The sequence below is a fragment of the Monashia sp. HAY1-11D genome, assembly GCF_056868035.1.
On sequence record NZ_CP200320.1, the window covers coordinates 1,739,977 to 1,764,497 of the forward strand.

Genomic DNA, 24,521 nt, shown 5'->3' on the forward strand with positions numbered 1-24,521 from the left:
GGGGACACCGGACGCGCGGAGGGCCCTCGGACGCGGGCCTCCGCCTAGGGTGGACGGCATGAGCGAGCCGGGCACCTACGTCGAGAAGAGCTTCAAGCGGGACACGAACTACATCACGACGCGGATCACGCGTGACGGGCGCGACGGCTGGCCGGTCGAGGCCGGTCGCTACCGCCTCGTCGTCGCCCGCGCCTGCCCGTGGGCCAACCGGGCGATCATCGTGCGCCGGCTCCTCGGGCTCGAGGACGCCCTGTCGATGGGCATCTGCGGCCCGACCCACGACAGCCGCAGCTGGACCTTCGACCTCGACCCCGGCGGGCTCGACCCGGTGCTGCGGATCCCCCGCATCCAGGACGCCTACTTCAAGCGCGACCCGGACTACCCGCGCGGGATCACGGTTCCGGCGGTCGTCGACGTGCCCACCGGGCAGGTCGTGACCAACGACTTCAAGCAGATCACCGTCGACCTCGAGACCGAGTGGCGCGACCTGCACCGCGACGGTGCGCCCGACCTCTACCCGGCCGAGCTCGCCGACGAGATCGAGGCCGTGAGCGAGCCGATCTACCGGTACGTCAACAACGGCGTCTACCGGTGCGGCTTCGCCGGCACCCAGGAGGCCTACGACAAGGCCTACCGACGGCTGTGGCAGCACCTCGACCTGCTCGAGGAACGCCTGGCGACGCGTCGCTACCTCGTCGGGGACCACGTGACCGAGGCGGACGTGCGCCTCTTCACGACCCTCGTGCGGTTCGACCCGGTCTACCACGGGCACTTCAAGTGCAACCGTTCGAAGCTGACCGAGATGCCGGTCCTGTGGGCCTACGCCCGTGACCTCTTCCAGACCCCCGGTTTCGGCGACACCATCGACTTCGCGCACATCAAGCGGCACTACTACGTCGTGCACCGCGACGTGAACCCGACCGGAGTCGTCCCGCTCGGCCCGGCACTCGAGAACTGGGCCACGCCGCACGGCCGCGAGGCCCTCGGCGGGTCCCCGTTCGGCGACGGGACCCCGCCGGGACCGGTGCGCGAGGTGGTGCCACCCGAGCACAACCCGGCGCTGGCCCTGCTCTGAGGCCGGATCAGGCCCTGAAGAAGTCGGCGAGCGCCGGAGCCAGCGTCGCGGCGGGCACGTGGTGGAAGTCTCCGGGCAGCTCCACCGCCCGGCCGTCGGGCAACGCGCGGGCGACGACCTGGGCCGCGTCGTGCAGCCACGGCATCTGCGTCCCACTGCTGCAGACCGAAAGGAACGGGATGATCACCTTCGCGAAGGTCTCGGCGGGGATGTCCTGCTCGTCGCCACCGAGGCACAGGCCGTCGTACTTCACGGTGTAGGTCATCGACAACATCGGCTCCCACATCGACGTGCCCTTGAGGCCGTCGACCATCTCGTCGGGCATGCCCACGGCCTCGGTGTTGAAGAACCGCAGGATGCCCTCCCGGTCGCCGGCGGCCTCGAGGCGCTCGAGACGTCCGATGTAGTCCGGGGGCGGCGACGGCCAGCCTTCGGTGCGGTAGGGCACCTCGAGAGCCGCCGCCCTGGCGAGCGGGGCGCCGCCCGCGGCCGCCTCGATGACGAGGGCACCCCCGGAGGACACGCCGAACGCGTAGGCGGGGGTCCCGGGCGCGCCCGCCGCCCCGATGACCGCCGTGAGGTCCTCGACCTCACGCTGCACGGCGTAGGGCTGCGTGTCGCCGCTGTCGCCGCGTCCGCGCCGGTCGTACGTCACGCCGGTGAGGCCGAGCGCGCCGAGCGCCTGCGCCACGTCGCGGAAGGAACCGCGGTCGCAGAAGGCGCCGCCGACGACGGCGACGACGGGACCGCTGCCGTAGGTCTCGTAGGCGATCGTCGTGCCGTCTGCCGACGTCGCGTGCTGAAGGGCGGTCACGGAGGTGGGGGTCGGGCTCATGCTGGGCTCCTCGGTCTGGTGGTCGCGCTGACGCGCTACCGGCTGGGTCGGTCATCCCCATGTCGAACGGGGCGACGGCGTCTCGACACGTGGATCGGGAAATTTCCGCGCGCTTCGTGGAGAGGTCAGCGCTTCGTCGAGAAGACGGTGCGACGCTCCTCCTCGGGCACCGTTGCCATGTAGTCGACCACGGCGTCGCTGAGGCTGGCCCACGTCGGGTGCTGCTCCACCGGGGCCACCGTCGCGACGACGTGGTCGGCGTGCACCTCGACGAGGTTCCAGGACTGCGGGCCGTCGACGCCCATGAGCAGCTCGCGCGGGGCGCCGACGTCGTCGACGTACGAGACCCCGCCGGCGACGAGCACCGGGATGTGCCCGAGCGTCCCGAAGCTCGTGACGTGGAGGTGGCCGCTGAGGATGGCCCGCACGTCGGTGCCCTCGAGCGCCGCGCGGAGCCGGTCGGGGTCGTCGAAGTCCAGCAGCTGCATGACCGGGGACCGGTAGGTGATCGGCGGATGGTGCATGACGAGGATCGTCCCGTGCTCGGCCGGGGTGGCGATCTCCCTTGCGAGCCAGGCGTACTGGGCCTCCGAGAACCCACCGTGGTGGAAGCCGGGCAGGGCCGAGTCGACGTCGATGATCCGCAGGCCGCGGACGACGGTGACGCGGTCCTGCGGCTCGTCGGTGTCGAGGCCGTACCAGCCCTGCGCCAGCGGGCGCCGTTCGTCGTGGTTGCCGCCCGTGACGACGACCGTGGCGCCGAGACGCTCGGCCACCGGCTCGACGAGCTCGCGCAGCGTCGCGTAGGCCTCCGGTTGGGCGCTGTCGGTGAGGTCGCCGGACAGGACGAGGGCATCGATGCGCTCCCCCGACGCCTCGACCTTCTCGAGCGCCTTGCGCAGCTGGGCGACGGTGTCGATGTGGCCCTGCAGCAGCCCCCCACCGGCGATGAGGTGCATGTCGGACAGGTGGGCGAGGACGTGCGTCGGTGCCGGTCGGCTCCCCGTGAAGACCATGGCGCCAATGTATGCGGTGCCCGTCGTTGTGATCGGGCTCGGTGGGAGCGATGCTGGGTGGGTGTCCTCAAGCGCCCAGGGGCTCTTTCACGTCGACTTCACCGGTGAGGTCGTCTACTGGCGCGGACCCTCGCCCTTCCACTTCGTCGTCGTGCCCGAGCCCGAGCTGGCGGAGGTCGCCGCGTGGTCGTTCGCGAGCTACGGCTGGGGCTGCCTACCGGTGCGGGGGCGCCTCGGACGCACGGAGTTCCGGACGTCGTTGTTCCCCAAGGACGGTGGCTTCGTCGTCCCGGTCAAGGCCCACGTGCGCCGCGCCGAGCGCGTCGAGCTCGGCGACGTCGTGCGGTTGCGGCTGGATCTCGTCACCGACGGCGTCACAGGCTGAGGAGCGGGCCGATGCCGATCCCCCGAGCCGTCACGACGCTGAACCGGGACGTCCTCAACAAGGCGATGGTCCACCTCGCGGGGCACGGCTGGTTCGTCGAGCTCGAGCACGTGGGTCGGCGGTCCGGGCGCGTCTTCCGGGTCCCGATGATGGCGTTCGACGGCGCGGACCATGTCACCGTCGCCCTGACGTACGGGCCGCGCGTCGACTGGCTGGCCAACCTCCGCGCCGCCGGTGGCGGACGGATGCACCTGCGCGACGAGCTGCTGACGCTCGGCCCGCCGGTCTTCATCGACGAGGAGGAGGGCCTGCGACGGATGCCGCAGCCGCCGCGCGCGCTGCTGCCGGTCCTGGGCTGCCACGACTTCGTCGAGATCCCGGTCCTGGCCCGAGCTCCTTCACCGGGTGGTGAGCTCGTGGCAGGGCCCGGTCGAGGACACCGAGGCACTGGGCCGTCGAGGCCGTCGAGGGGAGGCGTCAGCGGCGCACCTGGCACTCGGGACACCAGTACAGCGTCCGCCCGGCGACGGTGCGGTCCCGCACGGGTGCCCCGCACCTGGGGCACGGCAACCCGGTGCGCTGGTAGACGAGGAAGCGACGTTCGAAGTGGTCACCGAGACGCTCGCCGGTCAGCGACTCCGTGATGGCTCGCGCCCGACCGCTGCGTCGGAGCCGGCGAGCGGCGTCGACCTGGTCCTGCATCGTCAGGATCTGCGAGAACGTCACCCCCAGCGGCATGAGGAGGACGAGGTCCTCCCAGAGGGCCTCCCAAGCCCCGCTCGACAGCTCTCGACCGGGCGTCATCGGGTCGATCGCCTGCCGGTGCAGCACCTCGCACCGGTACACGTTGCCGACCCCGGCGACGACCGACTGGTCCATCAGGAGTTCGCCGATCCCCTTGCGGCTCTTGCGGATTCGCTGAAGTGCCCGCTGGGGCTGCTGCCGGCGACGCAGCGGGTCCGGGCCGAGCGTGCCGACGATCTCACGTTCCCGGCGCGCGTCGACGACGGTGCACGTCATGGGCCCCCGCAGGTCGGCGTAGTGGGCGTCGGTCTCCAGGCGAAGCCGTATCGTCGGCAGCGGCGCCGGCACTCCGTCGGGCCCGGCCGGTCGCACTGGGAACGTGCCGATGAGGCCGAGGTGGACGTGAAGCGTCTCCGGTCCGAGGTCGACGAAGAGGTGCTTGCCGTGGGCCCGCGCCCCGTGCAGCTGCTGGCCGTCGAGCCGGGCGGCATCGGCCGCGAACCGCCCCTGCGGACTCGAGGCGGCGACGACGCGGTCGGCGAACGCGCGCTCCAGGCGGGCTGCGAGGGCGTGGATCGTATGGCCCTCGGGCACGGCTCTCCTCGGTCGGGTAGGGGGACGGGTGTCTCGGACGACCGGGCGCGTCGTCGACCGCGGCGCGGTCGGCGACGCGGGGACGGCTCGCCGAGCGTCCGCGGCTACCGTATCGTTGCCACCGGGGGAACAGCAGTCGCCGGCGGCTTCCGGGAACGAGGGGACCATGGCGACTGACTCCGTTGACTCCGTGCAGGTGCGGCGGATGCGCGACGACCCGACGGACGATCCCGCCTCCGGGCTCGGGACCCCAGCCTCCGACCGGGCGCCGGCGTGGGCCGCGGTGCTGGCCGTCGTCGCCGGGGTCCTCGTCAGCGGGTACGTGGCGCAGGTCGTGACGCCGTTCATCCGCCGTGACGACTGGCCGTACCTGCTGCCGGAACACATCCCGGGCGGCTCCGGCGTCTGGCAGAAGAACCTCACCGAGGGCCGCTGGCTCAACTACGTCTGGTGGCTCGTCGTCGGCCAGCACGAGATGCCCGTCGTCGCGTCGGTGCTCTACGCCGTGGCCTACGGCGCCTTCGTCGTCGGCTTCGTGCGCCTGTTCGACGTGCGTGGCCGGGTGGCCGCAGCCCTCCTGGCTCTGGCCGTGTTCGCCTCCCCCCTGTGGGAGCGACTCGTCTACTGGCCGGCGACGCTGACCCCCTCGGCCGTCGTCGCGGCCCTCGCGGTGTGGACCCTTCCGCGCGCATCGGTGGGTCGCGGCCGCCTCGTGGTCTGGGGGTTCGTGGCGACGGTGCTCTCGGTCCTGACGTACCCGCCCCTGGCGCCCGTCGTCCTCGTCGCCGCGCTCGTCCACCTGCGCCGACGCTCCTGGCGAACGACCCTTGCCGCCTGCGCACTCTTCGTCGTCGTCTACGGGATCGGCATCCTGACGATCTACACCTTGAACTGGATCGCCTTCCGCCACTTCGGAGTTCGCATATCGGCCTGGCGCCACCCGAACGCTGCGCACAGCCTGCACGCCCTCGTCGTCAACGCGCACCGCTACCTCGTCGACCTGAAAGGACTGGCCAAGGCGCTCGGCCCGCCCTCGCTCGTCCTCGGGGCGGTCGCCGGGATCGTCGCCCTCCTCGACCCCCGGACGCGGGGGGCGTGGCTGCGCGTCCTCACCGGTCTCGTCCTCGTCATCGCCCTCGGCGGAGCCCAGACCCTCGTCACCGGGGTCACCACCAATCCCCGGGGTTTGCTCTGGGGCTGGTTGCTCGCCGTCGTGCCGGCCGGCCTGCTCCTGTCCAGCGTGAGGTGGCCCCGGCGGGTCGGCCTCGTCCTCCTCGTCGCGTTGTCGGTCGCCGGACTGGTCCAGTGGCGATCGGACGTCTCGGCCCACCAGCAGACGCGGCGTGAGTACGCCGCGATCGTCGATGCCGTGGTGGCCGCACAGCAACGCACCGGCCTGCGCGACGTGGTCCTGTACCAGAACCCTGCGCAGCGTCGAACCGCCGCGGGGGGTATCACGGTCGGTACGGTGCAGATGATGCTGTACGAGTACGCCGGCGTCGTCACGCACTGGTGCGCCGGGAGCCAGTGCTCCGAGCTGGCGGCCCGCGTGGGGTCCGGACCCGTGGTCCAGGTCGGGGATGCCATCGGCGTGGTCGTCCCGAGGCCGGCCACCTGGCTCTGAGTACCGCAGCCGGTTGCCGTCATCCCCGGCGCGGGTGACGGCGAGCTCTCAGCGGTGGTTTCCCTCGATGCCCATGAGTCCCATGATGCGACGCAGGTCCTCGATCGAGGCGAACTCGACGGTGATCTTGCCCTTGCGTTGGCCGAGCGCGATGGCCACGCGCGTCTCGAGGTGGTCGGCCAGGCCGGAGGTGTACTCGTCGAGCTGCGGATGCCGCGAGCCGGCGCGCGGCCGGCGCGGCTTCGGCGCCTGTCCGCCCTCACCGAGCGCGACGAGCTCCTCCACCGTGCGCACCGAGAGGCCTTCGGCGACGATGCGCTGAGCCATGCGTTCCATCGAGGCGCCGTCGGGAAGCCCGAGCAGCGCCCGGGCGTGGCCGGCACTGAGGACACCGGCTGCGACGCGGCGCTGGACGAGCGGGGGCAGCCTCAGCAGCCGCAGCGTGTTGGAGATCTGTGGCCGTGACCGGCCGATGCGGGTCGCCAGCTCCTCGTGGGAGCAGCCGAAGTCGTCGAGCAGCTGCTGGTAGGCGGCCGCTTCCTCGAGCGGGTTGAGCTGGCTGCGGTGCAGGTTCTCGAGGAGGGCGTCGCGCAGCAGGTCGTCGTCGCTCGTGTCCTTGATGATGGCCGGGATCGTCGCCTGCTCGGCCTGCTGCGACGCGCGCCAGCGACGCTCGCCCATGATGAGCTCGAAACGCTTGCCGTCGGCCTCGGCGAGCTGCTCCTCGGGGATGCGACGCACGACGACAGGCTGCAGCACCCCGATCTCGCGGATCGAGTGGACGAGCTCGCCCATGTGGTCCTCGTCGAAGACCGTCCGCGGCTGGCGGGGGTTGGGCCGGATCGAGTCGATGTCGAGCTCTGCGAACTCCGCGCCGGGAACGACCGCGAGCTGCGAACCCGTGGTGTCGGCCTCGGAGGGGGTCGGTTCCGTCACCTGCTGGCTGGGCGGCGCCGCGTCACCGGTCGCGCCAGGCCGCTGGGCGGGGCTGCCGGTCCCCGTGGTCTCGGCGGCTTCCGTGGTCTCGTCGGTCTCTGCAACGGCGACGGCGACCGCTCCGCCGCCGTTCTCGTCACGCTTCTGCTCGGGGAAGAAGACGTCGACGGGCCGGCCCGTCCCCCCGCTCGGTGCGCTCGGGATGAGTGCTCCCAGACCCCGACCCAGTGCCCGACGCTTCTCCGCCATTCCACATCCTCAGACCATGTCGGGCGCGGCCGTCGCGCCCGCGGTCAGTCTAGGTGCATCGCTGTGGGGACACGTGCAGGCGGCACGTCGCGCCGAATTGGGCGTTTCACGTGAAACGCACCCGCCCGCGGGAGCCCGGACGGTGCCGATGGCACGAGGCAGTCGCTTGGGACGCTTCCTGTTTCACGTGAAACAGGAGTGAGACCTGTGGCGACGCATGAGGCCTGCGGCACCCGGAAGCACCCGTGTTTCACGTGAAACGGAAGGAGCACGGCCTTGGAGAGGTCGCAGGCGGGTCAGCTTCGGCCGTCGGCGCCGCGGTCGGCGATCTCCCCCGCCGCCTCCAGGTAGGCCAGGGCGCCGCTGCTCGTGGGGTCGTACGTCAGGACCGTCTCGCCGAAGCTCGGCGCCTCCGAGACGCGGACCGACCGGGGCACCGTGGTGCGCAGGACCTGCTCCGGGAAGTGCTCACGGACCTCTTCGGCGACCTGGGCCGAGAGGCGGGTGCGCCCGTCGTACATCGTCAGCAGGATCGTCGAGACGTGCAGCGGCGGGTTGAGGTGAGCCCGGACCAGCTCGATGTTCTTGAGCAGCTGCGACAGGCCCTCGAGGGCGTAGTACTCGCACTGGATCGGGATGAAGACCTCGCTCGCGGCCACCATGGCGTTGACGGTGAGCAGACCGAGGCTCGGGGGGCAGTCGATGAGGATGTAGTCGTAGCCGTGGCCCTGCTCCCCGGCGGCCCCGATCGCCTTGTGCAGCCGCGACTCGCGGGCGACGAGGGAGACGAGCTCGATCTCGGCACCGGCGAGGTCGATCGTCGCCGGTGCGCAGTAGAGCCCCTCGACGGTGGTGCACGGCTGCACGACATCGAGCAGCGGCTTGCCGTCGACGAGCACGTCGTAGATCGAGGGCACCTCGGCGTGGTGGTCGATGCCGAGGGCGGTGCTCGCGTTGCCCTGCGGGTCCAGGTCGATGACGAGAACCGTGAGACCGGACTGGGCGAGGGCCGCGGCGATGTTCACCGTGGTCGTCGTCTTGCCGACGCCGCCCTTCTGGTTGGCGACGGTGAGGACGCGAGGTGCGGCTGGCTTCGGGAACGGCCGACCCGTCAGCTGGATGCGACGCCGTGCGTTGTCGGCGAGCTCGCGGGCCAGCGGCGTGTCCGCGTCGGCGGCCGGCAGGGCAGCCACGAGGGCCTCCCGCTCGGCGAGCCCCTCGGCGTAGGCACGGTGCCGGGCGCTCTCGTCCACAGCGTTGTCCCCAGCCGCGGACAGGCCGGGTTCCTGCGTGGAGAGCGTGTTCTCGGGCGGGTCATCCACCGCATTGTCCACAGGTCGGTCTTCCTCGTCATCGGTCTGGCTGGGCGGCCCGAGGGCCTCGGGGTGCTCGGCCTCAGGTGCTGCTGGCACCTCGTCCTGTGGTTCCGTCGGGGCCGGCTCGGACGCCAGAACCTCCACGGCTGTGGTCTGCTGGGCCGCGGCACCGGCACCGGAGCCGACGACTGCTCGCCCGGGGACCGATGCGTCGGTGGGCTGCTCCTCGAGGGCCTCCGCGGCTCCCGGCTCGGCCCGGTCGACGTCCGACCGCCCGGTCGTCGGAGCCGAAGAGCCTTCGGCGGCCGGCGTTCCCTCCTCGTCGCGCACCGGGGTGGCGAGCGTCGCGTCGACGACCACCGCCGTAGGAGCTTCCCCCACGTCGTCGCTCCTCGACCCTGCGCCGACCGCCGGTGCGTGGTCTGTTTCACGTGAAACAGCGAGCCTGCGCGCGAGCCAACCCAGGTGACGGTGCTCCGGCGACGGTTCGGGTTCGCTGGGCCACCCCAGGTTCGTCGACATCGTCACGGGGAGTGCACCTCCGGGGATCGCGTGCGGAGGCGGTGGTGATGAGAACGGGGACGTCTGCCCGTCCACCGCCGGAAAGGTCTCGACACGATCATGTCTGATGCGGCCGACGTCTGCTCGACGCCGGGCCGGTGCGCCGCGAACCACGTGGCCGATCGCCCCGCCGACGCGCGGAACCGGCGCTGCTCGGTGCTCGCGAGCGGAACTTGCGCCGATCCACCGCCTCCCCGATCGTCGCGCGCAGCACGATCGTCGGTTCGTCAAGGACCCCCGCGCCGTACTCCTCGACGGCCGCGTCGACGACACCGAGACGCACCAGAGCCGTCCGGCTCTCGTCGAGCTCCCCCTCGCCCGCAGGCCTTTCAGGGCGAGGACGCTCCCGTGCGGCGCCAGCAGCGGGAGCGTCCACTCCGCGAGCTGGAGGATGCCCGACACGGCCCGCGCCGTGACCCACGGCGCGCGGACCACGTCCCACAGCGCCTCGGCGCGGGCCGTGTGCACGGTGACGTTGTCGAGGCCGAGGTGGGCGATGGTGCCGGAGAGCCAGCCCGTCCGTCGGGCCAGCGGCTCGACGAGGTGCAGGTGCAGGTCGGGACGGGCGATGGCGAGGGCGAGCCCGGGCAGGCCGGCGCCGGACCCGACGTCGATGACCTCTTGACCGCCGGCGTCACGCACGGGGATGGCAGTGTGCACCACTGCGCAGTTGAGGACGTGCCGGTCCCACAGGCGCGGAGCCTCCCGCGGCCCGATGAGCCCGTGGCTGATGCCGGTGTCGGCAAGCACGGCCACGAACTCCTCGGCGAGCTCGAGTCGCGCTCCGAACACCGCTGCGGCGATGCCCGGGGTGGCCGGTGGTCCGCTCGTCCCGAGCTCCTCGTCACCCACGCCGTGCTCCTCGCCCTCCGTCGCCGGCGGACGCTCGACGCGTCCCGCCGCGTTTCACGTGAAACGGGCCGCGTTCACGCCGGGAGGATGACGACGTGACGGTGCGGCTCCGTGCCCTCGGACTCCGAGACGAGCCCCGCGGCCGCGACCTCGTCGTGGACGACCTTGCGCTCGAAGGCCGACATCGGCTCGAGGGAAGACTTCTCCCCTGTCGCCTTGACCTGCTCGATGGCGGTCTTCGCGAGGTCGACGAGGGTCGAGCGTCGCTCGGCTCGGTGCCCGGCGATGTCCAGCATGAGGCGGCTGCGCTCGCCGGTCTCGGCCTGGACCGCCAGACGGGTCAGCTCCTGGAGGGCCTCGAGCACCTTCCCGTTCGGGCCGACGAGGCGGCGCGGGACGCGCCCGTCCTCGGAGTCGACGATGGCCACCGCGGCACGGTCACCGTCGACGTCGACGTCGAGGTCCCCGTCGAGGTCGGCGATGTCGAGGAGGGTCTCGAGGAAGTCGGCGGCAACCTCACCCTCGCGCTCGAGCTGACGCACCCGCGAGGACCTGTCTGGCTTGCCCGTCTCGTCCGCCGCAGCGGGGGCGGCGTCACCGTCGTCGGTCGCCCCCTCGTCCGCCGCCTCGATCCCCGTGTCGGTCGGGTCGGTGGTCGAGTCAGCGGTCGGGTCCGTCGCCCCGCTCGTGGTGTCGGTGGTCGTGTCGGGCGTCGTGTCGGTGGTCGTGTCGGTGGTCGTGTCGAGTGCCACGTCGCCGGTCGCCTGGGTGTCGCTCATGGGGTAACTCCTTCGTTCACCGGAGCCGGAATCTGTGGACGACTCATGTCGTCGCAGGTCAGCGGGCCGGAAGCTATGGACAAGACTGTGGATGAACGCCTCAGCGGCGGTTCTTCGGCGGGGCGGCCTTCGCGCGCTTCTTGCTCTTGGGCTGCTGTCGCTGGCCCGCCTTGGGGGCCTCCTCGACGGCGTCGCCATCGAGACCCGGCACGGTGAGCTCCTCCATGTCGCGACCCTTGCGCTTGAGGCGCTCGCGCCGCCGGGCCTCGGCCTCGGACCCGGGCGCGGGCATGTTGCGGATGACGTAGAACTGCTGACCCATGGTCCAGAGGTTCGTCGTCAACCAGTAGAGCAGGACACCGATCGGGAAGTTGATGCCGGAGATCGCGAAGAAGATCGGCATGAGGTACAGCAGGACCTTCTGCTGCTTCGCGAAGGGGTTGTCGAGCGCGGCGGCCGGCATGTTCTTGCGCATCAGCTGGTATTGCGTCGTGAACGTCGTCGCGGACATGAGCACGATGAGCACTGCGGTGAGGATCTTGACGCTCGTCTCACCGCTGGTCATGAAGGCGTCGGACAGCTTGGCGCCGAAGATCGTCGAGCCCTCGATGGCGCGGGCGACCTCGTTGGTGATCGGGCCGATGCCGGGCTGCTTGCCCTCGGCCTGGGCGCGCAGGTTGTTGAGCAGCTGGAAGAGCGCGAAGAAGAACGGGCTCTGGATGAGGATCGGCAGGCAGCTGCTGAACGGGTTGGTGCCCGTGCGGCGGTAGAGATCCATGATCTCCTGCTGCTGCGCCTTCTGGCTCTCCGGGTCGCGCTTGCCCTTGTACTTCTTCTGGATCTTCTGCATCTCCGGCTGGATGAGCTGCATCCGGCGCGAGGAGTGGATCTGCCGTACGAAGAGGGGGATGAGCAGGAGCCGGACGACGACGGTGAGGCCGACGATCGAGAAGGCCCAGGCCCAGCCGGTGGGCAGCCCGACGGCATCGAACAGCCAGTGCCAGGCGTACATGACCCAGGCCTCACCCAGCTTGATCGGGTAGAGCAGGGTGTTGAAGAACTCGCTCAACGTGTGTCCTCTGTCATCCGGTGAGCCGGCCGAGCCTTCGGGCCGGTCACCACTGGTCGGCACCGTGGTGCCGCGTGGTCAGGTGGTGGGTTCTCCGTGGTGGTGCCGGTGCGGTGTCGGCGGTCCGTGGCCCGGCTCGGAGGGCACCGCCGCTCCCACCCGGGCCGATTCATCGGCCTCCGTCGGCCGGAAGTCCTCCGGTCGGACCGCGTTGCGGCTCTCCCACGTGAGCGGAACGTCGTCGACGCCACCCGGGTTCCACGGGTGGCACCGGCCGAGCCGCCGCACCGTGAGCCAGCTACCCCGGATCGGGCCGAAGCGCGTCAGCGCGGTGACCGCGTACGCCGAGCAGCTCGGGTAGAACCGGCAGGTGGGGGGCCTGAGCGGGGAGACGAACCGCTGGTAGAGGCGGACCGCGAGCACGAGCGGGGCCGCGAGCACCGAGCTGACGCTGAGGGTCACGGCCTGGTCACCTTCTCGAGCTGACGTCCGAGCGCCGCGTCCAGCTCTTCCCAGCTCGCCTGTGCCGCAGCCGGGTTCGCCCGGACGACGAGATCCCACCCGGTCGCGACGCCGTCGAGGTGCCCCGCCACGCTGGCTCGCAGCCGGCGCTTGGTCCGGTTGCGGACGACGGCGTTCCCGACGGCCTTGGACACAACAAAACCGACGCGCGGCGGAAGGTCCGCACGCGCATCGGTCCGGTTGGCATGCACGACGAGGAGTCGCCCGCCCGCTCTGCTGGCGCCCGGCCCCCGGACTGCCGACGCGAAGTCCGCGCTCTCGCGCAGACGGTGACGTGCCGGCAGCACGCCGAGGCCCCGGGCGGTCAGGCCGAGAGCTCGGCGCGGCCCTTGCGACGACGTGCGGCGAGGATGGCGCGACCAGCGCGGGTGCGCATGCGCAGACGGAAGCCGTGCGTCTTGGCGCGGCGACGGTTGTTCGGCTGGAAGGTGCGCTTGCTCACGAGGTTCTCCGTTGGTCGCGGGGAACGGGCGACAGCGTCGACCCGTGCTCCCGTGGGGGTGGGACTGGGCGTGGTCTCGGCGACCGCAATCGGCAAGCCCGTGGTGCTTCGGCGCCACCCGAACGACCGGGTGGGCCACGAGGCGCCATGGGCATGCGAAAGAGGTCGCAGACACGCTCGGTCAACGATACGGGAGCGCCGGAAGAAGGGTCAAACCGACGCGGGTCGGGGCCTGAGGGCTGCCGAACCCACCGATACTGGGGCCTGCCGCACCGTGTTCAAGGCGACACGCCGTGAGTTGACCGAATCTGTGGACGGCGCGATTGTCAGAGGCGACCGCGCGAGGTACGTTTCGACCTTCACCATCGTCGCCCACCCATGCACAGGCTGTGGACAAAGGTGTGGACAACAGGGCATCGTTCAGCCGGACAGCGGACGGCCCTCGAGCCGTCCGACCCGAGCGCCGACTCGGGTGAGATCCGCGCAGGTGCCCGCGAGACCGGTGCACGAGGAACGACTCAGGGGTAGGTGGGACGAGGTGGCCGATGCAGGCGTCGACTACGCACGGATCTGGCAGGAGACGCTTCGCACCCTCGACTCGGTGGGCCTGTCCAACCGCGAGCGCGCGTTCGTGCGGCTCTGCCGGCTCATCGGCGTCCTGGACCAGACGGCCCTCGTTCGGGTGCCCAACAACTTCACCAAGGACTTCCTCGAGACGCGGATGCGCGAGCAGGTGCACGCCGCTCTCGGTGAGCAGCTCGGCCACCCGGTACAGCTCGCGGTGTCGGTCGACGAGACCCTCGAGACCGACCTGGGTCTGATCAGCGACGAGCCGACCGGGCAGCCCGCGCTCTCGGAGGGCGCCCGTCCGTCGAACCCGTTCTCGGCCACGCCCGGACACCAGGGCCACCAGGGCCAGTTCGACCAGATGGGCCAGCTGCCCGACCACGGCGTCAACCACGGCGTCAACCACGGCCAGACCGTGCCGGGCGGGCCCACGGGGTCCAACGGGCACGGTGCCTCGGTGCAGCCCCCGCACGGCAGCCCCTACTCGCAGGTGCACCCGGCGGCCGCCAACCCCAACCCCCTGCGCGACCTCGCCGAGAGCGCTCCGGCCCTCGACGGCGCCGACCTCGACGAGCCGCGGCTGCAGGCCTACGGGGGGTCCGACCACCCGGCCGACGCGCTGCGCGCCGGGGGCGAGAGCGGGCCGCTGCGCCAGCAGCGCCCGGAGCCCCCCGTCGTCGGCGACACGCGGCTGAACCCCAAGTACACCTTCGACACCTTCGTCATCGGCGCGAGCAACCGGTTCGCCCACGCGGCGGCCGTCGCCGTCGCCGAGGCGCCCGCCAAGGCGTACAACCCGCTCTTCGTCTACGGCGAGTCCGGGCTGGGCAAGACCCACCTGCTCCACGCCATCGGGCACTACGCGCGCACGATGTTCCCCGGCGTCCGGGTGCGGTACGTGAACTCCGAGGAGTTCACCAACGACTTCATCAACAGCATCCGCGACGACAAGGCCAGCGCCTTCCAGGCCCGGTACCGCAGCGTCGACGTGCTGCTCATCGACGACATCCAGTTCCTCCAGGGCAAGCTGCAGACCCAGGAGGAGTTCTTCCACACCTTCAACACGCTGCACAACGCGAACAAGCAGATCGTCATCACGAGCGACCTGCCGCCGCGCGAGCTGTCCGGCTTCGAGGACCGGATGCGCACCCGGTTCGAGTCGGGCCTGCTCACCGACGTCCAGCCGCCCGACCTCGAGACCCGGATCGCCATCCTGCGCAAGAAGGCGATCCAGGACCGGATGAAGGTGCCGGACGACGTCCTCGAGTACATCGCGACGAACTTCAGCACGAACATCCGCGAGCTCGAGGGTGCCCTGATCCGCGTCACGGCCTTCAGCAACCTCAACCGCCAGCCGGTCGACCTCCCGCTCGCCGAGATCGTCCTCAAGGACGTGCTGCCGAACGAGACGCCGAACCAGGTGACCGCCGCGACGATCATGGCGGTGACGGCGGCGTACTACGCGGTGACGCTCGAGGACCTCTGCGGCTCGTCGCGCTCCCGCCAGCTCGTCACCGCGCGGCAGATCGCGATGTACCTCTGCCGCGAGATGACCGACCTGTCACTGCCGAAGATCGGCCAGCACTTCGGCGGCCGCGACCACACCACGGTCATGCACGCCGACCGCAAGATCCGCGAGCTCATGGGTGAACGCCGCGCCATCTACAACCAGGTCACCGAGCTGACCAACCGCATCCGGCAGCAGTCCCACTGACGGACCCCTCGCGCGACGGACAGCCGCGGGCTGCGCCGGCGCGTTCGTGTCCCTCGGGCCCTCGGTCCCGAGGCGGCGTGAATGCCCACCGAGTCGGGATCAATGGGACGTAGCGCGCAGAGGTGACTAGTCGCCACACGACGGACACCCATCGCCGATCGCCGGCCTCCACAGCCATCCACACCTCTGTCCACAGCTGTGTGCACAACGCGACCGGCCCGTGGACCCTGGGCCGGGAACCCACAGGCTGATCCACAGCTGTGGTTGTCCACCGTTGTGGACAACTCTGTGGAACCGATCGCCACGTCTGTCCACAGGTGACTAGTCATCAATCCGGCCAAAACGGACATCCGCTCCACTTGTTTCCACAGTGACACTGTGGACAGGTGTGGACGAGGTCGGAAATCTTGCGGAAAAACTGCACCCTCCTTGTGAGCCCGGTGTGAACGGCGACCGGCCGTCCACACCCGCAGCGAATCGACGGGGCAGCCCGCCCACATCCTCTGCACACCGCCATCCGGGCCCTGACCAGCCGGGACGCGCCTTGTCCACAAGATCCACAGCACCTATGACGATGACGAGAACCCAGATGACGAGAGATGCCCCGACAACGAGGGTCCCGAGCGCTCCGACAGCCGGCAGGTGCGGAACGGAACAGCTCTCCTCCGACACTCCAGCTGCAGCCCGCCCGCGGCCGCCGACCGTTTGTGGCGTGTTTGTGGTGCCGCCTCGGCACAGGGACTAGTGTCTGAGCCCCCATGTCCGACCTGTCGAAGTGAGAGCACCGTGAAGTTTCGGGTTGAGCGAGACGTCCTGGCCGAGGCCGTGACCTGGGTGGCGCGTGGTCTGCCCGCACGCCCGCCCGTGCCGGTTCTCGCCGGTGTGCTCATCGACGCCAGCGAGGAGGGCTCGCTGACGCTCTCGGCGTTCGACTACGAGGTGTCCGCCAAGATCACCGTCCCGGCCGACGTCGCCGAGGAAGGTCAGGTCCTCGTGCTCGGCCGGCTCCTCGCGGACATCTCCCGCAACCTGCCGAACAAGCCCATCGACGTCAGCACGGACGGGACCAAGGTCAACGTCGCGTGCGGCTCCTCGCGCTTCAGCCTCCGCGAGATGCCCGCCGCCGACTACCCGACGCTGCCCGCGGCTCCCGAGGCGAGCGGCACCATCGCCGGCGACACCTTCACCCAGGCCGTCGCCCAGGTGTCCATCGCCGCCGACCGCGGCGACACGCTGCCCATCCTCACCGGCGTCCGCATGGAGATCGAGGGGGACAAGGTGACGCTGCTCGCCACCGACCGCTACCGCCTCGCGATGCGTGAGCTGACGTGGACACCGAGCGAGTCCGACGCCAGCCACGTCGCCCTGGTCCCGGCCCGACAGCTGTCCGACACGGCCAAGGCCCTGGGCGCGTCCGGCTCGGTGTCCCTCGCCTTCGGCGCCGGCGGTGACGGGCTCATCGGCTTCGAGGCGGGCCAGCGTCGGACCACGACGCGCCTGCTCGACGGCGAGTACCCCAAGGTCACCTCGATCTTCCCGACGAGCGTCGACACCGAGGCCGTCGTCGAGACCGCCGCCATCGAGGAGGCCGTCAAGCGCGTCGCCCTCGTCGCCGAGCGCAACACCCCGGTCCTGCTCAAGTTCACCGACGGCCAGGTGGCCATCGAGGCCGGCACCGGGGACGACGCGCAGGCGTCCGAGGCCGTGGAGGCGACGCTCACCGGGCCCGAGATCCAGATCGCGTTCAACCCGCAGTTCCTCCTCGACGGCCTGCACGCCGTCGGTACCGCGTTCAGCCGGCTGTCGTTCACGCAGCCGAGCCGCCCCGCGGTGCTCTCCGGCCAGCAGGAGGTCGACGGCGAGCCCGACGCCTCCTACCGCTACGTCCTCATGCCGGTCCGCTTCGCCAGCTGACCGGCTCGGCCCGGCGCGAGGCGTCCGACGGAACAGACGGGTCCGACCGATCCGCCGGACCGGGCCCGCGCCGGACGGTGAGCGTCCGTCCCGGACGTCGTCGGGTACGTCGTTCGCACCGGCGCGGACCGCCGGTGCGTCGGCTCGCTCGGCAGGCGTAGCCTCGAACCGCTTGTGACTCTCCCCACCCTGTGCAGAAAGGCTCCCGACATGCAGCTCGGTCTGATCGGTCTCGGCAAGATGGGCGGCAACATGCGGGAGCGGTTGCGCCGCGCGGGTCACGAGGTCATCGGCTTCGACTTCAACCCCGACGTGCGCGACGTCGACTCGCTGCCCGACCTCGTCGAGTCCCTCGAGGCCCCGCGCGTCGTGTGGGTCATGGTCCCGTCGGGCGACCCCACGCGGAAGACCGTCGCCGAGCTCGGTGAGCTCCTCGACGCCGGCGACCTCGTCATCGACGGGGGCAACTCCCGCTTCACCGACGACTTCGAGAACGCGGACCTGCTCGGCGAGAAGAACATCGGCTACGTCGACTGCGGTGTCAGCGGCGGCATCTGGGGCCTGGAGAACGGCTACGGCCTCATGTGCGGCGGTGAGGAGAAGTGGGTCGAGCGGGCCATGCCGATCTTCGACGCCCTGCGCCCGGAGGGCCCGCGCGAGGAGGGGTTCGTCCACGCCGGTGAGGTCGGTGCCGGCCACTACACGAAGATGGTCCACAACGGCATCGAGTACGGCCTCATGGCCGCCTACGCCGAGGGCTACGAGCTGCTCGAGAAGAAGGACATCGTCAAGGACGTCCCCGGCGCCTTCAAGGCCTGGAGCCGCGGCACCGTCGTGCGTTCGTGGCTGCTCGACCTCATGGTCAAGGCGCTCGAGGAGAACCCGCACCTCGACGACGTCTCCGACTACACCAACGACTCCGGCGAGGGCCGGTGGACCGTCGAGGAGGCCATCGCGCTGGGCGTGCCGATGCCGGTCATCTCCAGCTCGCTGTTCGCCCGGTTCGCCTCGCGCCAGCAGAGCTCCCCGACGATGCAGGCGGTCGCCGCCCTGCGCGGCCAGTTCGGCGGACACCAGGTGATGACCATCGCCGAGGGCGAGGAGCTGCGTCGCCGCACCGGCGCCGAGGGTTCGACCGTGCCGGCCCCCGCGGCCGCCCAGGAGAAGGAGAGCGCCCCGGCACACCCGAGCGCCGCCGACACCGACGCCGCGACGGCCGGTCCGTCCTCGGGAACCGGATCGACCGGTGGTGGCCAGCCCGGCGGCGGCCCCACCTCCGGCACCGAGGACACCTCGGCCTGAGGCACCGCGCCCCGGCCGGCAGGATCCTGCCGGGCGGGGACGGTCCCCGCACCCGAGAGCCGGCCATCCTGACGTGCACGTCCGCCACCTGACCCTCAAGGACTTCCGCAGCTACCCGAGCGCCGAGCTCGCGCTGACGCCCGGGGTCACGACGCTGGTCGGGCTCAACGGACAGGGCAAGACCAACCTCGTCGAGGCGATCGGCTACCTCGCGACGCTGGGCTCGCACCGCGTCGCGACCGACCAGCCGCTCGTGCGGTTCGGGGCCTCGCAGGCGGTGATCCGCGGCGCGGTCGTGCGCGAGGACCGGGAGACCCTCGTCGAGCTGGAGATCACTCCCGGCCGGGCCAACCGGGCGCGACTCGGTCGGTCGCCCGTGCGCCCGAGGGACGTCCTGGGCACGGTGCGCACGGTGCTCTTCGCGCCGGAGGACCTCGCCCTGGTCAAGGGTGACCCCTCGGAGCGGCGTCGCTTCCTCGACGAGCTCCTCGTCCAGCGTCAGCCTCGGTGGCAGGGCGTCCGCTCGGACTACGACAAGATCCTGCGCCAGCGCAACGCGCTGCTGAAGTCGGCGGCTCCGGTGCTGCGCAAGGGCGGCCGGTACCGGCCGCGCCCCGGTGACCCCGGCAGCGACGAGGCGCGCGAGTCGGCGCTGCACACGCTCGGGGTGTGGGACGAGCACCTCGCGACCGTCGGCTCGCAGCTGGTCTACGCACGGCTGCGGCTGCTGCGCGACCTCGTGCCCGACCTCGCCGAGTGCTACGACGCCGTGAGCGCGGCCGCCTCGAACGCCCGGGCCACCTACCGCAGCTCCCTGCACCAGGACCTCGGCGCGCGGATCGCGGCCGGCGAGGTGCCCGAGGCGGAGGAGCTGCGCAGCGGGATGCTCGACACCCTGGCCCAGCTGCGGGGCAGCGAGGTCGAGCGCGGTGTCACGCTCGTGGGGCCGCACCGCGACGACCTCGTCCTGTCCCTCGGCGAGCTGCCGGCGAAGGGATACGCGAGCCACGGCGAGTCGTGGTCGTTCGCCCTGGGGCTGCGGCTCGCGGCCTACCACCTGCTGCGCCGCGACCTCGGTGACGACCCGGTCCTCGTGCTCGACGACGTCTTCGCCGAGCTCGACTCGGGTCGGCGCGAGCGGCTGGCCGCCCTCGTCGACGACTGCGAGCAGGTCCTCATCACCGCGGCGGTCGGGGCGGACGTGCCGGACCGGCTGCGCGAGCGCGGCGCCACGTTCGCCGTCGAGCTCGGTGCAGTGGCGGCGTGCACCGCGGTCACGCAGGACGAGAGGGAGCCGGCCGGTGAGTGACGCGGGCGGCATGGGAGATGCCGGCGCCGACGCCGTCCGGCCGGACGGACCCGGCGGTGACGAGCCCGTACGCGACGACCTCTCCGAGGAGGTCGAGGGCGCCGGACCCGGCCGCACGGACACCGACACGCGGATCGCCGACGCCGCCGCGTCCGCTCTCGCCCGGGCGCGCGCCGCTGCGGCGGACAAGGGTCTGCGCCCGGGGATGAAGCCGCGCAAGCGGCGACGCCCGGTCGGCGAACCGACCCTGTCCGGCTCGGACCGCGACGGCCGCGACCCGACGCTGCTCGGCGACCAGCTGGACCGGCTCCTGCTCGACCGCGGCTGGCGGGTCGACGTCGCCGTGGGGTCGGTCATGGGTCGGTGGGCGCAGATCGTCGGACCGGACATCGCCTCCCACGTCGAACCGGCGACCTTCGTCGACGGCGTCCTCACGGTCCGGGCCGACTCGACGGCCTGGGCGACGCAGATGCGGCTGCTGGCCTCCTCCCTGCTCGCGAGGATCGAGGAGGAGGTCGGTGTCGGGGCGGTCAGCCAGCTGCGCGTCGTCGGTCCGAGCGCGCCGTCGTGGAGCCGGGGGTCGCGCCGCTCCCCCGACTCCCGCGGTCCCCGTGACACCTACGGCTGAGGTGGGTGGCGCTCGGCGGGCGGCTGTCGGTGACGCGGCGCAGACTGGCCCCATGAGCCCGACGCACCAGGAGCACGCGACGCACCCGACGCACCAGCGCTGCAGCATCATCCCGCCGTACATCCTCGAGGAGCTGGCCCGCAGTGCCGAGCCCGCCGTGGCGCAGGTGGCTCGCGAGGCGCTCGTGCACGACGAGTCGGTGCGCCGGGCACGCCGGACGCCGACGGCCCACGCGACCACGCGGCGTGCCCCGCGCCGCCGCCCGGAGGCGGCCGACGCCTCTGCCGCCGGCCCGGAGCGGACCATCAGCGACGCGAAGGGCACCCAGACCACGCCGGGCACGACGGTCCGTGGTGAGGGCGCGGCGCCGAGCTCCGACGACGCCGTCAACGAGGCGTACGACGGGCTCGGCGCGACGTGGCAGCTGTGGTGGCAGGCCTACGAGCGCGACTCCCTCGACGGCAAAGGCATGCCGCTGCTCGCGACGGTGCACTACGGCCGCAACTACGACAACGCCTTCTGGGACGGCACCCAGATGGTGTTCGGCGACGGCGACGCCGTCATCTTCGAGCGGTTCACCAAGAGCCTCGACGTCATCGGCCACGAGCTGGCCCATGGCGTCACCGAGCACACGGCCGGCCTGCTGTACCAGGGGCAGTCCGGCGCGCTCAACGAGTCGATCTCGGACGTCTTCGGCGTCCTCGTCAAGCAGCACCAGCTCGGGCAGAAGGCCGAGGAGGCCGACTGGCTCGTCGGGGCCGACCTGCTCAACCCCTCGGTCAAGGGCCGGGCCCTGCGCGACATGCACCACCCCGGCACCGCCTACGACGACCCGCGACTCGGCAAGGACCCCCAGCCCGCCCACATGGACCACTACGTCGACGCCGAGGACGACAACGGCGGCGTCCACATCAACTCCGGCATCCCCAACCGGGCCTTCGTCCTCGCGGCGCTCGCCATCGGTGGCAACGCCTGGGAGGACGCCGGTCACGTCTGGTACTCCGTCGTGACGGGCGACGGGATCAAGGCCGACTGCGACTTCGCCACCTTCGCGGCCCTGACCGTCGACGCGGCGGCGGCCGCGCACGGCGACGGCTCGCTCCAGCACGTCGCCGTCCGCGACGCCTGGGAGCAGGTCGGCGTGCTCGCGTCGGCCGAGGGGGTACCCGCGTCGGCCGACACCGGTTCGGGCGGAGCCGGCGAGGAGAGGCCGACGCCGCGCGACCCGGGGCACGGCGAGGCTCCCGGGGCCGACGCGGCGCTCGTGCTCCGGCGCAGCGGAGGTTTCGCCGGGCGGGTCCGCGAGCGGTCGCTGACGATCGGCGAGCTGCCCGAGCGCGACGCGCGGGACTGGCAGCACCTCCTCGCGGCGCCGACCCTCCAGCGCATCGCCGCCGCGGTCGAGCGCGACTACCCCGACGCCTACGTCTACTCGGTCGTCTGCGACGAGGTGGGCTGCAACGTCACGGTGGCCGAGCCGCACCTGCCCGAGGCCATCCACTCCCTCTTCGAGCGGACCCTCTCCGAGGGCTGAGGCGCCCGGTCCGGGCCGCCGACCTCGCGATCCGCCACGTCGTGAGAAGGCACCTGAGGCGCGCTGGGGGGCCGGGTCGTGATCCTCCCCCCGGATCAACGGGGGTTCGGGCCGGAAAGTGGCCCTCCCGGGCGTCTGCGGGGCACGGTCGTGCCGCGCGGACCGGTAAGATGAAAGGGACTCGGCTCGACCGTGCCGTCTGACACGGGGCGAGCCGTCCCGATGTCACCGACCGGTGACGCGGACGCGTGTCGCCCAGGTTCACGAGGCGTCCGCGTCGACGTGCGAAGAGGAGAGACGTGTCCGAGGCCGACCAGACGCCCCAGAATCCCATCGACGCCGCGGCATCGACAGTCGGCACCACCTCCGCCCCCTCCGCGGCCGAGCCACCCGCCGACCTCCGGCCCAACGGCGTCGACTACGACGCGAGCGCGATCACGGTCCTCGAGGGCCTCGAGGCGGTCCGCAAGCGTCCGGGCATGTACATCGGCTCCACCGGCCCTCGCGGCCTGCACCACCTCGTCTACGAGATCGTCGACAACTCCGTCGACGAGGCGCTGGCCGGCTACGCCACCACCATCGACGTCACCCTCCTGGCCGACGGTGGCGTGCGGGTCAAGGACGACGGTCGCGGCATCCCCACCGACATCCACCCGGTCGAGAAGATCAGCGCCGTCGAGCTCGTCCTGACCCAGCTGCACGCGGGCGGAAAGTTCGGCGGTGGCGGCTACAAGGTCTCCGGTGGCCTGCACGGTGTCGGCTCCTCGGTCGTCAACGCCCTGTCCAAGACCCTCAAGGCGGCGGTCCGCCAGAAGGGCCACGTGCACCGGATGAGCTTCACGATGGGCGTGCCCGACGGGCCCCTGCGCCAGGAGGAGGCCACCGACGAGACCGGCACGACGATCACCTTCTGGGCCAACTCCGACATCTTCGAGTCGGTCGACTACGACTTCGAGACGCTGCGCGCCCGGTTCCAGCAGACGGCCTTCCTCAACAAGGGCCTGACGATCAGCCTCACCGACGAGCGGGTGCAGGCCACGGCCGACGACGACGTCGACCTCGACGAGCTCGAGTCCGACCTCACCGAGGTCGAGGCCGACCCGGACAGCGAGGACGGCTCCCACGCGTCGGCCCCCGCCGGCGAGAAGAAGACCGTCACCGCCAAGAAGGTCACCTACCGGTACGACGGTGGCCTCGTCGACTACGTCAACCACATCAACAGCAGCAAGCGCAGCGAGCCGGTCCACCCCGACGTCATCTCCCTCGAGGTCGAGGACGAGGAGCGGATGCTCTCGCTCGAGCTGGCGATGCAGTGGACCACGGCCTACTCCGAGTCGGTCCACACCTACGCCAACAACATCAACACCCACGAGGGCGGCACCCACGAGGAGGGCTTCCGCGCGGCGCTGACCAAGCTCGTCAACGACTTCGCGCGCCGGCAGAACCTCCTCAAGGACAAGGACGAGAACCTCACCGGCGACGACGTGCGCGAGGGCCTGACGGCCGTCATCTCGGTCAAGCTCGGCGAGCCGCAGTTCGAGGGGCAGACCAAGACCAAGCTCGGCAACTCCGAGGTCAAGGGCTTCGTCCAGCGCGCCATGACCGACGAGTTCGGCCACTGGCTCGAGGCGCACCCCAACGAGGGCAAGGACATCGTCCGCAAGTCGGTGCAGGCCGCCGCCGCACGGATGGCCGCCCGCAAGGCCCGTGAGGCGACGCGTCGCAAGGGCCTGCTCGAGTCCGGCGGCCTGCCGGGTAAGCTGAAGGACTGCCAGAGCAAGGACCCGAGCATCTCCGAGGTGTTCATCGTCGAGGGCGACAGCGCGGGCGGCTCGGCCACGCAGGCCCGCAACCCGCACACGCAGGCGATCCTGCCGATCCGCGGCAAGATCCTCAACGTTGAGAAGGCCCGGATCGACAAGATCCTCGCCAACAACGAGGTGCAGGCGCTCATCTCGGCGTTCGGCACCGGCATCGGCGAGGACTTCGACATCGACAAGGCGCGCTACCACAAGATCGTCCTCATGGCCGACGCCGACGTCGACGGCATGCACATCCGCACCCTGCTGCTGACGCTCCTGTTCCGGTTCATGCGCCCGCTCATCGAGGCCGGCTACGTCTACCTCGCGCAGCCGCCGCTGTTCCGCCTCCGGTGGAGCAACGCCGACCACCAGTTCGCCTACTCCGACAAGGAGCGTGACGGCCTGAAGAAGCTCGGCGAGGAGAAGGGCTGGCGCCTGCCGAAGGACAACCCGATCCAGCGCTACAAGGGTCTCGGCGAGATGAACTACCAGGAGCTGGGCGAGACGACGATGGACCAGAACACCAGGACGCTGCTCCAGGTCACCCTCGACGACGCCGCCAAGGCCGACGAGGTCTTCGCCGTCCTCATGGGCGAGGACGTCGAGTCGCGTCGCACGTTCATCCAGAAGAACGCGCACGACGTGAAGTTCCTCGACATCTGACCGCCCACGCGGGGCCGCCCCGTGACGTTCCACGTGAAACGTCCTGCCGTCGGCTCCCCCACGCACCCAATCCGCCTGACAGACAAAAG

At 71.2% G+C, this 24,521-nt stretch carries 20 protein-coding genes; 10 read left to right on the top strand and 10 right to left on the bottom strand.

The genetic code is table 11. From position 1 onward, the window contains the following. Positions 1-58 precede the first annotated feature (58 nt). The gene (locus AC1VM9_RS07960; protein WP_481341806.1) at positions 59-1,075 is read left to right on the top strand and encodes a glutathione S-transferase family protein; all 1,017 of its coding nucleotides are present in this window, start codon (positions 59-61) and stop codon (positions 1,073-1,075) included. 7 nt (positions 1,076-1,082) lie between these two features. On the opposite strand, the gene AC1VM9_RS07965 is transcribed toward AC1VM9_RS07960, so the two are convergent. Continuing rightward, entirely contained in the window at positions 1,083-1,910 is an 828-nt protein-coding gene (locus tag AC1VM9_RS07965) for an alpha/beta hydrolase (RefSeq protein ID WP_483122220.1), read from the bottom strand. A gap of 125 nt (positions 1,911-2,035) precedes the next feature. Then, complete coding sequence (locus tag AC1VM9_RS07970) at positions 2,036-2,926, bottom strand: metallophosphoesterase family protein (protein ID WP_483122222.1); 891 nt, start codon at positions 2,924-2,926, stop codon at positions 2,036-2,038. Positions 2,927-2,987: 61 nt separating this feature from the next. Between AC1VM9_RS07970 and AC1VM9_RS07975 the strand changes: the two genes are divergently transcribed. Beyond that, positions 2,988-3,311, top strand: a complete 324-nt coding sequence (locus AC1VM9_RS07975) for a DUF1905 domain-containing protein (RefSeq protein WP_481341809.1) — start codon at positions 2,988-2,990, stop codon at positions 3,309-3,311. Between the two features lie 477 nt (positions 3,312-3,788). Here AC1VM9_RS07975 and AC1VM9_RS07980 read toward each other — a convergent pair whose 3' ends face one another. Then, complete coding sequence (locus AC1VM9_RS07980) at positions 3,789-4,649, bottom strand: Fpg/Nei family DNA glycosylase (protein WP_483122224.1); 861 nt, start codon at positions 4,647-4,649, stop codon at positions 3,789-3,791. A gap of 166 nt (positions 4,650-4,815) precedes the next feature. Here AC1VM9_RS07980 and AC1VM9_RS07985 point away from each other — a divergent pair, with 166 nt between their 5' ends. Then, complete coding sequence (locus AC1VM9_RS07985; RefSeq protein ID WP_483122226.1) at positions 4,816-6,273, top strand: hypothetical protein; 1,458 nt, start codon at positions 4,816-4,818, stop codon at positions 6,271-6,273. 48 nt (positions 6,274-6,321) lie between these two features. Here the strand turns inward: AC1VM9_RS07985 and AC1VM9_RS07990 are convergent, their stop codons facing one another. The 7 genes from AC1VM9_RS07990 to rpmH all read right to left on the bottom strand — a co-directional run bounded on the left by AC1VM9_RS07990 (position 6,322) and on the right by rpmH (position 12,999). Continuing rightward, on the bottom strand, positions 6,322-7,458 hold the full coding sequence (locus AC1VM9_RS07990; protein WP_483122227.1) for a ParB/RepB/Spo0J family partition protein: 1,137 nt from the start codon (positions 7,456-7,458) through the stop codon (positions 6,322-6,324). A 296-nt stretch (positions 7,459-7,754) separates the two neighbouring features. Next, complete coding sequence (rsmG, locus tag AC1VM9_RS07995) at positions 7,755-10,187, bottom strand: 16S rRNA (guanine(527)-N(7))-methyltransferase RsmG (protein WP_483122229.1); 2,433 nt, start codon at positions 10,185-10,187, stop codon at positions 7,755-7,757. Between the two features lie 74 nt (positions 10,188-10,261). Further along, positions 10,262-10,966: a Jag family protein gene (locus AC1VM9_RS08000; RefSeq protein ID WP_483122230.1), complete on the bottom strand. Its 705-nt coding sequence runs from the start codon at positions 10,964-10,966 to the stop codon at positions 10,262-10,264. A 100-nt stretch (positions 10,967-11,066) separates the two neighbouring features. Further along, positions 11,067-12,035, bottom strand: coding sequence for a membrane protein insertase YidC (yidC, locus tag AC1VM9_RS08005; RefSeq protein WP_481346287.1), 969 nt, complete (start codon positions 12,033-12,035; stop codon positions 11,067-11,069). 78 nt (positions 12,036-12,113) lie between these two features. After that, positions 12,114-12,497 (bottom strand): membrane protein insertion efficiency factor YidD, encoded by a 384-nt coding sequence (gene yidD, locus AC1VM9_RS08010; RefSeq protein WP_483122232.1) that lies wholly within the window; start codon positions 12,495-12,497, stop codon positions 12,114-12,116. Beyond that, complete coding sequence (rnpA, locus tag AC1VM9_RS08015; protein ID WP_481343883.1) at positions 12,494-12,844, bottom strand: ribonuclease P protein component; 351 nt, start codon at positions 12,842-12,844, stop codon at positions 12,494-12,496. The genes yidD and rnpA overlap by 4 nt, the downstream gene beginning before the upstream one ends. A gap of 17 nt (positions 12,845-12,861) precedes the next feature. After that, entirely contained in the window at positions 12,862-12,999 is a 138-nt protein-coding gene (gene rpmH / locus AC1VM9_RS08020) for a 50S ribosomal protein L34 (protein ID WP_010849920.1), read from the bottom strand. A gap of 538 nt (positions 13,000-13,537) precedes the next feature. On the opposite strand from rpmH, the gene dnaA reads away from it, so the two are divergent. From dnaA to gyrB, 7 genes are all read left to right on the top strand, one after another. After that, positions 13,538-15,280 carry a chromosomal replication initiator protein DnaA gene (gene dnaA / locus AC1VM9_RS08025; RefSeq protein WP_483122234.1) on the top strand — a complete coding sequence of 581 codons (1,743 nt, stop codon included), beginning with the start codon at positions 13,538-13,540 and terminating at the stop codon, positions 15,278-15,280. 786 nt (positions 15,281-16,066) lie between these two features. After that, positions 16,067-17,194 (top strand): DNA polymerase III subunit beta, encoded by a 1,128-nt coding sequence (gene dnaN / locus AC1VM9_RS08030; RefSeq protein ID WP_483122236.1) that lies wholly within the window; start codon positions 16,067-16,069, stop codon positions 17,192-17,194. Positions 17,195-17,404: 210 nt separating this feature from the next. After that, complete coding sequence (gene gnd, locus AC1VM9_RS08035) at positions 17,405-18,496, top strand: phosphogluconate dehydrogenase (NAD(+)-dependent, decarboxylating) (protein WP_481343076.1); 1,092 nt, start codon at positions 17,405-17,407, stop codon at positions 18,494-18,496. Positions 18,497-18,569: 73 nt separating this feature from the next. Next, positions 18,570-19,805: a DNA replication/repair protein RecF gene (recF, locus tag AC1VM9_RS08040; RefSeq protein WP_483122239.1), complete on the top strand. Its 1,236-nt coding sequence runs from the start codon at positions 18,570-18,572 to the stop codon at positions 19,803-19,805. Then, the gene (locus tag AC1VM9_RS08045; RefSeq protein ID WP_483122241.1) at positions 19,798-20,433 is read left to right on the top strand and encodes a DciA family protein; all 636 of its coding nucleotides are present in this window, start codon (positions 19,798-19,800) and stop codon (positions 20,431-20,433) included. The genes recF and AC1VM9_RS08045 overlap by 8 nt, the downstream gene beginning before the upstream one ends. A gap of 52 nt (positions 20,434-20,485) precedes the next feature. Beyond that, entirely contained in the window at positions 20,486-21,967 is a 1,482-nt protein-coding gene (locus tag AC1VM9_RS08050) for a protealysin inhibitor emfourin (protein ID WP_483122243.1), read from the top strand. A gap of 299 nt (positions 21,968-22,266) precedes the next feature. Continuing rightward, positions 22,267-24,432, top strand: a complete 2,166-nt coding sequence (gyrB, locus tag AC1VM9_RS08055; RefSeq protein ID WP_481343080.1) for a DNA topoisomerase (ATP-hydrolyzing) subunit B — start codon at positions 22,267-22,269, stop codon at positions 24,430-24,432. Positions 24,433-24,521 lie beyond the last annotated feature (89 nt).

Excerpts from the sequence above, each read along its gene's own strand:
- AC1VM9_RS07960 (WP_481341806.1), top strand. The coding sequence starts at position 59 with ATGAGCGAGCCGGGCACCTACGTCGAGAAGAGCTTCAAGCGGGACACG.
- AC1VM9_RS07965 (WP_483122220.1), bottom strand. The coding sequence starts at position 1,910 with ATGAGCCCGACCCCCACCTCCGTGACCGCCCTTCAGCACGCGACGTCG.
- AC1VM9_RS07970 (WP_483122222.1), bottom strand. The coding sequence starts at position 2,926 with ATGGTCTTCACGGGGAGCCGACCGGCACCGACGCACGTCCTCGCCCAC.
- AC1VM9_RS07985 (WP_483122226.1), top strand. The coding sequence starts at position 4,816 with ATGGCGACTGACTCCGTTGACTCCGTGCAGGTGCGGCGGATGCGCGAC.
- AC1VM9_RS07990 (WP_483122227.1), bottom strand. The coding sequence starts at position 7,458 with ATGGCGGAGAAGCGTCGGGCACTGGGTCGGGGTCTGGGAGCACTCATC.
- AC1VM9_RS08000 (WP_483122230.1), bottom strand. The coding sequence starts at position 10,966 with ATGAGCGACACCCAGGCGACCGGCGACGTGGCACTCGACACGACCACC.
- gnd (WP_481343076.1), top strand. The coding sequence starts at position 17,405 with ATGCAGCTCGGTCTGATCGGTCTCGGCAAGATGGGCGGCAACATGCGG.
- AC1VM9_RS08050 (WP_483122243.1), top strand. The coding sequence starts at position 20,486 with ATGAGCCCGACGCACCAGGAGCACGCGACGCACCCGACGCACCAGCGC.